The sequence below is a fragment of the Bradyrhizobium sp. Leo170 genome (genome assembly GCF_004296405.1).
Taxonomy (GTDB): Bacteria; Pseudomonadota; Alphaproteobacteria; order Rhizobiales; family Xanthobacteraceae; genus Bradyrhizobium.
Genome location: NZ_PSRR01000303.1, coordinates 1 through 10,586, shown reverse-complemented (window position 1 = coordinate 10,586; position 10,586 = coordinate 1). Strand labels below are relative to the sequence as shown.

The 10,586-nt window shown below is 65.3% G+C and carries 7 protein-coding genes and 2 pseudogenes; 4 read left to right on the top strand and 5 right to left on the bottom strand.

Translation table 11 applies throughout. The annotated features are described in order from the left end of the window. The 3 genes from CWO89_RS34100 to ubiE form a co-directional block, all read right to left on the bottom strand. The coding region (locus tag CWO89_RS34100) for a flavoprotein (protein ID WP_283813564.1) at positions 1-690 on the bottom strand (690 nt) is incomplete at its 3' end. 52 nt (positions 691-742) lie between these two features. After that, complete coding sequence (gene ubiB / locus CWO89_RS34095; RefSeq protein WP_130582852.1) at positions 743-2,317, bottom strand: 2-polyprenylphenol 6-hydroxylase; 1,575 nt, start codon at positions 2,315-2,317, stop codon at positions 743-745. Then, positions 2,314-3,075: a bifunctional demethylmenaquinone methyltransferase/2-methoxy-6-polyprenyl-1,4-benzoquinol methylase UbiE gene (gene ubiE / locus CWO89_RS34090; protein WP_130582851.1), complete on the bottom strand. Its 762-nt coding sequence runs from the start codon at positions 3,073-3,075 to the stop codon at positions 2,314-2,316. Before ubiE ends, ubiB begins: the two co-directional genes overlap by 4 nt. A 191-nt stretch (positions 3,076-3,266) precedes the next feature. Here ubiE and mutM point away from each other — a divergent pair, with 191 nt between their 5' ends. After that, positions 3,267-4,172 (top strand): bifunctional DNA-formamidopyrimidine glycosylase/DNA-(apurinic or apyrimidinic site) lyase, encoded by a 906-nt coding sequence (mutM, locus tag CWO89_RS34085; RefSeq protein WP_130582850.1) that lies wholly within the window; start codon positions 3,267-3,269, stop codon positions 4,170-4,172. 23 nt (positions 4,173-4,195) lie between these two features. Beyond that, positions 4,196-5,805 (top strand): annotated as a pseudogene (gene ggt, locus CWO89_RS34080) (gamma-glutamyltransferase); the annotation flags it as partial. 201 nt (positions 5,806-6,006) lie between these two features. Here the strand turns inward: ggt and CWO89_RS34075 are convergent. Beyond that, positions 6,007-7,362 carry a serine protease gene (locus tag CWO89_RS34075; RefSeq protein ID WP_130582849.1) on the bottom strand — a complete coding sequence of 452 codons (1,356 nt, stop codon included), beginning with the start codon at positions 7,360-7,362 and terminating at the stop codon, positions 6,007-6,009. A gap of 224 nt (positions 7,363-7,586) precedes the next feature. On the opposite strand from CWO89_RS34075, the gene CWO89_RS34070 reads away from it, so the two are divergent. Then, positions 7,587-8,390, top strand: coding sequence for a HesA/MoeB/ThiF family protein (locus CWO89_RS34070; RefSeq protein ID WP_130582848.1), 804 nt, complete (start codon positions 7,587-7,589; stop codon positions 8,388-8,390). 9 nt (positions 8,391-8,399) lie between these two features. On the opposite strand, the gene CWO89_RS34065 is transcribed toward CWO89_RS34070, so the two are convergent. Further along, positions 8,400-9,407, bottom strand: a complete 1,008-nt coding sequence (locus tag CWO89_RS34065) for an aldo/keto reductase (RefSeq protein ID WP_130582847.1) — start codon at positions 9,405-9,407, stop codon at positions 8,400-8,402. Positions 9,408-9,523: 116 nt separating this feature from the next. Between CWO89_RS34065 and CWO89_RS34060 the strand changes: the two are divergent. Then, positions 9,524-10,440: pseudogene (locus CWO89_RS34060) on the top strand (LysR family transcriptional regulator). Positions 10,441-10,586: the final 146 nt, after the last annotated feature.

Below are 10,586 nucleotides of genomic sequence, written 5' to 3'. Positions count from 1 at the left end.
CTCGGCCATCCGCCCGACGCCAGCTTCGCCCGCTTCCGCCATCTCGCCGGCATTGGGGCCGACGGTCAGGATGCCGTCGCGGCGGAGCTGCAGCACATTGCGGCGGGTGGCGGCGTTGTTCCACATCAGCGGATTCATCGCCGGGGCCAGCAGGATCGGGCGGTTGGCGGCGAGCAGGATGGCGGAGGCGAGATCGTCGGCATGGCCATGCGTCATCTTGGCCATCAGATCCGCGGTCGCTGGCGCCACCACGATCAGGTCGCACTCGCGCGCCAGGCGGATGTGGCCGGCATCGAATTCGCTCTCGGGATCGAACAGGTCGGTATAGACGCGCTCATGCGACAGGGCGCTGGCCGCAAGCGGCGTGACGAATTGCTGCGCCGCCTTGGTCAGCACACAGCGGACCTGAATATGGCGCTCCTTGAGCCGTCGAATCAGGTCCAGCGCCTTGTAGGCGGCGATGCCGCCGCCGATGATCAGGGTGACCCGGGCGAGGCCATTGACCGATGCCACGGCGGCCTGCGGGCGCGACGCGGGAGCTGCGGGCGGGACCTCGGAGGGCTGCCCCGCAACCACCTCGCCCAAGATGACCCGTACCTCATCCTCGACCGAGCGCCCGTTACGGGCGGCGCGCAGGCGCAGTTCGTCTCGGACGGCGTCATCGAGCTTGCGAATAGTCAGATTGGCCATGGCCGCACCATCGATTTGACAGCAATGCTAGCAGCGTCCGCTATCATTGCAATCAAAGATTCCGGACCGCAATCAGGATTCCGATGAAAGTGGCCGCGATGATCCAGAGCGCGACGGTCCGCCAGCGGTTCTTGCGGCCCTCGGTCTGTCCCATCGCCGCGATCGTCTGCGGGGACAGCGTGACGCCCTCGCGCGTCATCTTCTCCAGACTACCCAGCACCGCCACTGCGCGCGAGGCGATGTCGGGCAGATGCGCCAGCACGCGGGCGAGTTCGCCGGCCCCTGACATCGCGCCCTGGATGCGCCCGACCGGTCCGAGATTGCGCTCGATCCATTCGCGCACCACGGGATCGGCGATCTTCCAGATGTCGAGCTTGGGGTCGAAGCCGCGCGCCACGCCTTCGACCACCACCATGGTCTTCTGCAGCAGGATCAATTCGGGGCGCGTCTGCATGTCGAACAGGCCGGTGACCTCGAGCAACAGCGTCAACAGCCGCGCCATCGAGATTTCCTCGGCGGTGCGGTTGTGGATCGGCTCGCCGATGGCGCGGATGGCTTGCGCGAAATTCTCCACCGAGTGATGCCCGGGCACGTAGCCGGCCTCGAAATGCACCTCGGCGACGCGGCGATAGTCGCGGGTGATGAAGCCGAGCAGGATCTCGGCGAGGAAGCGCCGCTCCTTCTGCTCGAGCCGGCCCATGATGCCGAAATCGACCGCCACCAGCCGGCCGGTATCATCGAGGAACAGATTGCCGGGATGCATGTCGGCGTGGAAGAAGCCGTCGCGCAGCGCGTGGCGCAGGAAACTCTGGATCACCTTGCGGCCGAGATCGGGCAGGTCGACCTCGGCTTGCTCCAGCCTGATACGGTCGTTCAGCGGAATGCCGTCGATCCATTCCATCGTCAGCACGTTATGGGTGGTGCGGTCCCAGTCCACCGCCGGTACGCGGAAATCCGGATCGTCGTTCGTGTTTTCCGCCATCTCGGAGAGGGCGGCGGCCTCCAGCCGCAGGTCCATCTCCATCGCGACCGAGCGCGACATCGTGTTGATGACCTCGACCAGCCGCAATCGCCGCGCTTCGGCCGAATGCGCTTCCGCCTTGTGTGCGACGAAGAAGAAATCGGAGAGGTCGCGGCGGAAGCGGGAGGCGACGTTCGGCCGCAACACCTTCACGGCCACCTGCCGGCGCACGCCATTACGCTCGATCTCGCCGCGGTGCACCTGCGCGATCGAGGCGGCGGCGACCGGGGGCCCGAGGCTCGCGAAAGCCTGCGCCAACGGGCGTTCCAGCGATTGCGCGATCACGGCTTCCGCTTCGGTCTGGGAGAATGGCGGCAGCCGGTCCTGCAGGCTCTCCAGATCCTTGGCCATCACCACGCCGACCACGTCGGGTCTTGTGGCAAGGAACTGGCCGAGCTTGAGATAGGCCGGCCCAAGCCGCGTCAGCGCGCGCGACAGCCTGGGTCCGGACTTGGCGCCGGGCCGTTCGATCAGGCGGGCCAGCCGCAGCAGAAGCTGCCCCGGTGGCGGCACAAGGGCCGGATCGACGACGCCGAACACGCCCTCGCGTGCGAAGACGTAGGCGGCGCGGGCGAGGCGCGCGATGTGTGTAGTTGCAGAGATCACAAACGCCAGCCCGAATGCAGCGCCACGATGCCGCCCGAGAGGATTTCCCATTTCACCCGCGCAAAGCCGGCGGCAGTGATCATCTCGGCAAAGGCGCTGGGCCGTGGAAACTTGCGGATCGATTCGACGAGATACTGATAGGACTCGGCGTCGCCGGTCACGGCGCGGCCGAGCGGCGGGATCACCCTGAACGAGAACAGGTCATAAAGCCGGTCGAGGCCGGGCACGTCGACGGTGGAAAATTCAAGACAGAGGAATCGGCTGCCGGGCCGCAGCACGCGATAGGCCTCGCGCAGCGCGATATCGATCCGCGGCACGTTGCGGATGCCGAATGCGATCGTGTAGGCGTCGAACGAACGGTCCGGAAAGCTCAACGTCTCGGCATTGCCGGCGACGAAGGAGACCCGGTCATCGAGATGCTGGGCGCGGGCGCGGTTGCGGCCAACCTCGAGCATGTCGGCATTGATGTCGCAGACAGTAGCGCGGAAACCGGGACCACCCGCCTTCGCCGCGCGGAACGCGATATCGCCGGTGCCGCCCGCGACGTCGAGCAGCGCGAACGGCGCCTCGCTCTTCGGCGGATTGAGCTGGGTGATCATGATGTCCTTCCAGACCCGGTGCAGGCCGATCGACATCAGATCGTTCATCAAGTCATAACGCGACGCTACGCTGTGGAACACCTCGTTCACCAGCGTCTGCTTCTCGCCCAGGGGAACGTCCCTGTAGCCGAAATGGGTGGTTTGGTCCCGCCGATCCATCAACGCACTACCTTAAGGAGCGACCATAGCGCGCCCGCCGCAATGGCGCTATCACGTCAGCACCGCCGCGCACAATCCACCAAACTGGTTGCGGTCTGGCGGATTGTTCGCAAATTGTTAATTTGGCGCGCGGTCGGGCGCAAAACCCCTTACACTTTTTGCCGATCGTGCCCCGTGTGAATGACATTTCCATGCCCGAACTCCCCGAAGTCGAGACCGTCCGCCGCGGCTTGCAGCCGTCCATGGAGGGCGCGAAAATCCTGAAGGCGGAAGCCCGCCGCAAGGACCTGCGGTTTCCCTTTCAGAAAGATTTTGTCGCACGGCTGGAGGGACAGACCGTCCAAGGTCTCGGCCGCCGCGCGAAATATCTGATGGCGGACCTGACCTCGGGCGACGTGCTCTTGATGCATCTGGGCATGTCCGGCTCGTTCCGCGTGCTCAAGGACGACGACAAGATCGCGCCGGGTCATTTTCATTATGAGCGGAATCAGGACCGCGCACACGATCATGTGATCTTCCACATGTCGTCGGGGGCCGCGATCATCTTCAACGATCCGCGCCGCTTCGGCTACATGAAGGTGATCGCGCGCAACGCAATCGAGGACGAGCCGCTGTTGAAGGGCCTCGGCCCCGAGCCGCTCGGCAATGAATTCGATGCCGCGATGCTGGCGCACTCCTGCGCCAACAAGAAGACCAGCCTGAAGGCGGCGCTGCTCGACCAGCGCGTGGTCGCAGGACTCGGCAATATCTATGTCTGCGAAGCGCTGTTTCGCTCGCACCTGTCGCCGCGGCGGCTGGCGGCGACGCTTGCCACGAAGGCCGGACAACGCAAGGGCGTTGCCGGGGGGGAGCCGACGGAGCATGCCAAACGATTGGTCACTGCGATCCACGATGTGCTGAACCAGGCGATCAAGGCCGGCGGCTCATCGTTGCGCGATCATCGCCAGACCAATGGCGAGCTCGGCTATTTCCAGCATTCGTTTCAGGTCTATGATCGCGAAGGCGAGAAGTGCCCGACTCCAGGCTGCGGCGGCACCGTGAAACGCTTCACCCAGAACGGCCGTTCGACCTTCTGGTGCCCGAAATGCCAGAAATAACCAACAACAAGGGGAGCGACGTCATGAGCGACAATTGGCGCGATCGCGCGGCGACAAGTTTCGAATGCGAGAAGCAACCAGCCATCTCCAGCCGCGGCATGGTGGTCAGCAATCATCCGCTGGCCTCAAGCGCGGGCGCCGAGATGCTGGCCGCTGGCGGCAATGCCATCGATGCGCGATCGCGACATTGTTCACGCTGACTGTGGTCGAGCCGATGATGGTCGGCATCATCGGCGGCGGCATGGCGCATATCCGCCTCGCCGACGGCACGCACCGCTTCATCGACGGCCAGAGCACCGTGCCGCTCGCGGTCCGGCCCGACACTTACAGTTCGAAGCCGGGTTCGGCGCACGATGTGTTCGACACCCTCGGCGATGAGAATTGCGTGGGCCCGAAGGCGGTTGCAGTGCCGGGTTCGCTGATGGCCTGGTGCGAGACGCTGCGGCGGTTCGGCACCATGAGCCTTGCCGATGTCATGCAGCCCGCGATCAAGCATGCCGCCCGCGGCTATGCCGTGACGCCTTACCTGCACGAATGCATCCGCGAGAGCGCTGCCGACATGCTGAAGGACAAGCCGATTTCGGCGATCTACCTTCCGAACGGCGAACCGCTGAAGATCGGCGAACGCGTGGTGCAGGCCGAATACGCGGAGACCCTGCGGTATATCGCCGAGCATGGTGAAGCCGCGTTCTATCAGGGCTCGCTCGGCGATATCCTTGTCGATTACATGGAGAAGAACGGCGGATATATTCGCCGCGCCGATCTCGCAGCCTACAAGACCGTCGAGCGCCAGCCGATCCGCGCCGATTATCGCGGCTGGGCCATCCTGGGACCACCGCCGCCGGCGGCATCGGGCGTGCATATCGCGGAGATGCTGAATATCCTCGAAGGCTACGACATCGCGAGCCTCGGTTTCGGCACCGCCGAGACGATCCACTATCTCGCCGAAGTGCTGAAGATCGCCTTTGCCGACCGTGCAGCGGCGAGCGGCGATCCCGCCTATGTCAACGTGCCCGTCGAGCGGCTGACGTCGAAAGCCTATGCCGAGGAGCGCCGCCGTGCGATCGATCCCAATCGGGCGCAGGCCTGGGGTGCGGGCGTTGCGCAGCTCGAAGGTGCGCATACCACGCATCTGACCGCGGCGGATGCGTTCGGCAACGTGGTCGCGACCACCCAGACCATCAACAATCTGTTCGGCGCGAAGATCCTGATCCCGGGCTTAGGTGCCATCGCGAACAATTACATGCATCTGTTCGATCCGCGTCCCGGCCACGCGCTGTCGCTGGCAGCGGGCAAGCGCGTCACCACTTCGATGTCGCCGATGATGGCTTTGCGCGACGGCAAGCTGAAGTATGCGCTGGGCCTGCCCGGGGGAAAACGCATCTTCCCCAGCGCCATGCAGGCGCTGATCAACCTGATCGACCACGGCATGAGCCTGCAGGAAGCGGTCGAGGCGCCGCGGGTGTGGACCGAGGGCAATGCGCTCGAAGTCGAGCTCGCCGTTCCCGAGAGCGTGCGCGAGAAACTCGCGAGTCTGGGTCACACGGTTGCGCCGGTATCCTCCGTCGCCGGCGGCATGAACGCGATCCAGTTTGAAGAGGATGGTTGCATGCAAGGCGCCGCCTGCTGGCGCGTGCGGGCGTGAGGTTCAGGCTGGTATGAAGGCGCTCGGTCCGCTCCCTCGCCCCGCTCTTGCGGGGAGAGGGTTGGGGTGAGGGGCTCGCGCCGCAAATACGGTGAGAGATGAGTTCGCGGAGGCAGCCCCTCACCCGGATTGCATCTTGCGATGCAATCCGGCCTCTCCCCGCGCGCGGGGAGAGGCGAAGAGCAAGTGTCACTTCCGCACGCAGATCACGCGCACCACGGCGGCTTTTGCGTCGGACGATGTGCCATTCGCAGTCACGCCATGCGCTTTCAGGAAGTCGCGCACCGTCTCGGCCGGCGCCAGCATCGCCTGCGAGGCAGGTGCCGCGTTCGCGGGGCCGGCGACGACCACCGGCTTCAGCAGCGCGAGTCCGGCGAACTTGCCGTCGGTATCGAGCGCCGCGGCGCCGGAGAAGCCGATCGCGGGCGCCGGTGTCAGCGTGACGTCGCTGCCGATAGGCGTGGCTGTCGCCTTGGCGCTGCTCACGGCGTTGCCGCCGCCCTGGTTCTGCGGATCGGCGATGCCGGTGAGGTCGAGCGCCGGCTTGGCGCCAGTGGCGCCGACATTCAGCGGCTTCAATCCGCGCGCGCCATAGATGTGCAGCAGCGCGAGATCGTGCTCCTTGTCCTCGGCGATCCGGTCGGCATTGCCGTGGCCGCCGATCGTGATCGCGATGCATTCGTCGGTGACCAGCCGGTCGGTGACGATCGCGCCGTCATCGCTGACGATTACGCCGGTGCCGTATTCCACGGTTTTGCGCGGCGGGGGACCGGCAACCTGCGGACCGGTCGGAAACGCGTTGAAGGCGCTCGACATCGCGATCACCACCGGCTCGACGGTATTTTCAGTCGCCTGGTCGTAGAGGATGGTGAGGATGCGGACTTCGTCGCCCTTGAACATGCCGCGGATGTAGAATTTCTTCAGCCCCTGCAGGCCCGAGAGCACGAAGAAGTCCGGCTTGACGACGGTGTAGTCGACGGTCCGTCCCGGCTCCTTCTTCTCGCGTTCGGCAAGTTTTGCGGTGGTCGGGTTCGCCTCTTTGCGGCGCGCCAGCACGACCTGGACGGTCCCCGTCGGCGAGGTCCATTTGGCGCCGTCGACGCCGCTTGCGAGTTGCGGAACCAGTTTGCTGGGAATGCCGAGCCGCGCTCCGGTGCCGGGCTCGGTGACGATCCGCCATCCGACGCTCTCCTGCTTGCGCCGCGCGGTTTCGGCCAGCACGCCGCGCTCCTGCGGGTTCAGCACGCCGGTGGGCTTGCCGCCGCGCGATTTCTGGAATTCCTTGATCGCATTGACCATGCGCTCGCTGACATCGCCGGTGATCGCGCCATTATACTGGCCGACCCAGGCGAGATCGGATTGCAGCGCGAGCCGCTCGGCCTGCGTCATCCCGTTGGCCGTCTCCTCGGGCTTCTGCAGCGCGGGGCGGACCGGCACGGTCGCGACCGTCTTTGGCTTGGCGCCCGCGGTCGCTGGCGGCGTCGTCTGCGCCTGCGCGGTGCCCATTGTCACGACTATCAATGTTGCCGAAAGCATCGATCTCATGACAAATCCGGGAGGTTATTGCGCGGTGGGCCGATTATGCACATCTGCTTGGTCGACAACAACCGCACCTGGGTTCACGACTCCGACCTCATCCTGAGGAGGCCGCGAAGCGGCCGTCTCGAAGGATGGCCACGGGCGAGACTGGGGCCTCATGGTTCGAGACGCGCTGCGCGCTCCTCACCATGAGGGTCGGGCAGGGACCGCGAGGAAGGACAAAGTCGACAATGCTGACTGCTGACGAACTCGAACGCTACGCCCGTCACATCGTGCTGCGCGAAGTCGGCGGCCCCGGGCAGGCGGCGCTGAAGGAGGCTTCGGTGCTGGTGATCGGCGCCGGCGGCCTTGGTGCGCCGGCGCTGATGTATCTGGCGGCGGCCGGCGTCGGCACGCTCGGGGTCGTCGATGACGATATCGTGTCGCTCTCCAATCTGCAGCGCCAGGTCATCCATGCGACGCCGGACATCGGCAAACGCAAGGTGGACAGCGCCGCGGAGCAGATCCATGCGCTCAACCCGCATGTCAATTTCGAGGCGCATGCGGTGCGGCTCGACGCTGATAACGTGATGGCGCTGATCGGCGGCTATGATCTGGTGCTCGATGGCTCCGATAATTTCGAGACGCGCTATCTCGTCTCCGATGCCTGCTTCCTCGCCGGCAAGACGCTGATCACGGCCGCGCTCGGCGTGTTCGACGGCTCGCTGACCACGATCCGCGCGCATGAGAAGAACGCTGCCGGCGAGTTCAACCCGACCTATCGCTGCCTGTTCCCGGAGCCGCCGCCGCCCGGCACGGTGCCGGCCTGCGCGGAAGCCGGCGTGATGGGCGCGCTCGCCGGTATCCTGGGCTCGATGATGGCGCTGGAGGCGATCCGCGAAATCGTCGGCTTCGGCGAGGGCCTGGTCGGGCGCCTGTTGATGGTGGATGCGCGCGCGATGCGCTTCGAGACCCTGCGTTACGCGCGCGATCCGGCCAATCCGCTCAACGGTGACAACCCCGTCATCACCGATCTGAGCGCGCATCGCACTTGATTGCGGTCGTTACGTTGTGGCCGGCTTCTCGCTGTCCAGATGTGCCATCTGCTCGGCGGCATAGCGCGTGCCCGAGGCGACATCCGGCGGGAAGGCTTTTGCCAGCGCCGCAAGGTGAGCCTGAGTCAGCGTGACCTTGATCGCGCCAAGTGCTTCGGTGAGACGGTTGCGGGTGCGGGCGCCGACCAGCGGCACGATCTCCTTGCCCTGCGCCGCCACCCAGGCGATTGCGACCTGTGCCGGCGTTGCGCCGATCTCGCTGGCGATCGCGCGCAACGACTCCACGAGCGCGAGATTGGCGTCGAGGTTCGCGCCCTGGAAGCGCGGCGTCATCAGCCGGTAGTCCTTGCCAACCTTGCCGCTGTCCTTCGTCCAGTGGCCGCTGATCAGGCCGCGGGACAGCACGCCATAGGCGGTGATGCCGATGCCGAGCTCGCGGCAGGTCTTGAGGATGTCGCGCTCGATGCCGCGTGCGATCAGCGAATATTCGATCTGGAGATCGACGATCGGGTGCACGGCATGCGCCCGTCGGATCGTGTCGGAGCCGACTTCGGACAGGCCGATATGCCTGATGTAGCCGGCATTCACCATCTCGGCGATGCCGCCGATCGTCTCTTCGATGGGAACGTTGGGATCGAGACGCGCGGGTCGGTAGATGTCGATGTAGTCGGTGCCGAGCCGTTGCAGCGAATAGGCAAGAAAATTCTTGATCGCGGCGGGGCGGCAATCCATCCCTGCGAATTCGCCGCCGGGACCGCGCAACGCACCGAACTTCACGCTGATCTGCGCCTTGTCGCGCGGGCGATCCTTCAGCGCTTCGCGGACCAGCATTTCATTGTGGCCCATGGCGTAGAAGTCGCCGGTGTCGAGCAGCGTGATTCCGGCATCGAGTGCTGCATGGATCGTGGCGATGCTCTCGCCGCGATCGACCGGTCCATAGACCTCCGACATGCCCATGCAGCCGAGACCAAGGGCCGAAACGGTGGGGCCGGTTGAACCGAGTTTGCGTTGTTCCATGTTGGCTCTCCTCGAAAAGGCGGCTGCTTGCGCCGCGTGACGAGGGCGGATATGCGTGCTTTCCATTACGCTGATAAGCTGGACAATCCCGAATAGCTTGTTCAGTATATCGAACAATGCAGGATTTCGATCTTCGCGACCTTAAAGCCTTCCTCGCCGTGGCCCGCACGCAGAATTTTCGGCGCGCGGCGCTGGAGCAGCGCGTCTCGGTCTCCAGCCTCAGCCAGCGGCTGCGCGACATGGAGGAGCGGCTCGGCGTGCGCCTGATGAACCGCACCACGCGCAGCGTGGCGCTGACCGAAGCCGGCGAACTGTTGCTTGCGCGCGTGGGCCCTGCGATGCGCGATGTCGGCGCGGCGCTCGATCAGGTGCGCGGCTTACGCGGCGTGCCGTCAGGTCGCCTGCGCATCAATGCGCCACCGCCGGCCATCGACCTGGTGCTGGCGCCGATGGTGGCGCCGTTCCTGGCAAAATATCCGCAAGTCGATCTGGAGATCATCGCCGAGAGCGCGTTCGTCGACATCGTCGCGGAAGGGTTCGATGCCGGCGTGCGCTATGGCGAGCATCTCGCGCAGGACATGATCGCGGTATCGCTTGGGCCGCCGCAACGCTACGCAGTCGTGGCCTCGCGCGACTATGTCGCGCAGCACGGCCGGCCGACGCAGCCAAAGGACCTGCTCGACCATCCCTGTATCCGCACCGCTTCGGCAGCGGCGCAATGTACGATTGGGAGTTCGAAAAAGCAGGACGCTTGGTCAAGGTGTCGCCGCCGGCCAAGCTGATCGCAACCTATCTCGGCCTTGCGTTGCGGGCCGTCCATGACGGTGTCGGTTATTGGGCGACGTTCGAGGGATACGTGCGCTATGGCGTCAAATCCGGCGCGCTGGTCAGCGTGCTCGACGATTGGTGCGCGCCGTTCCCGGGTCCGTTCCTCTATTATCCGAGCCGCCGCCAACCGCCGCCGGCACTCGCCGCCTTCGTGGCGTTCGTTGCCGACTGGCGCAAGCGAGAGCGGAGGAAAAAAAGCTCGTAGCCCGGATGGAGCGAAGCGCAATCCGGGGCCACTTTGTCCCCGGAAAGTGAAGTGCACCCTTATCGTGAGACACGATAATCAGGGACAGGAGCCCGCCGCTTGAGGCGGCAGGGCGGGTTGATGGGTTAGGGCCAGGTTGCGGGGCT

What these genes read in the sequence shown, in the direction of transcription:
- ubiE (WP_130582851.1), bottom strand. Translation starts at nt 3,075, where the DNA reads ATGGATCGGCGGGACCAAACCACCCATTTCGGCTACAGGGACGTTCCC.
- mutM (WP_130582850.1), top strand. Translation starts at nt 3,267, where the DNA reads ATGCCCGAACTCCCCGAAGTCGAGACCGTCCGCCGCGGCTTGCAGCCG.
- CWO89_RS34075 (WP_130582849.1), bottom strand. Translation starts at nt 7,362, where the DNA reads ATGAGATCGATGCTTTCGGCAACATTGATAGTCGTGACAATGGGCACC.
- CWO89_RS34070 (WP_130582848.1), top strand. Translation starts at nt 7,587, where the DNA reads ATGCTGACTGCTGACGAACTCGAACGCTACGCCCGTCACATCGTGCTG.
- CWO89_RS34065 (WP_130582847.1), bottom strand. Translation starts at nt 9,407, where the DNA reads ATGGAACAACGCAAACTCGGTTCAACCGGCCCCACCGTTTCGGCCCTT.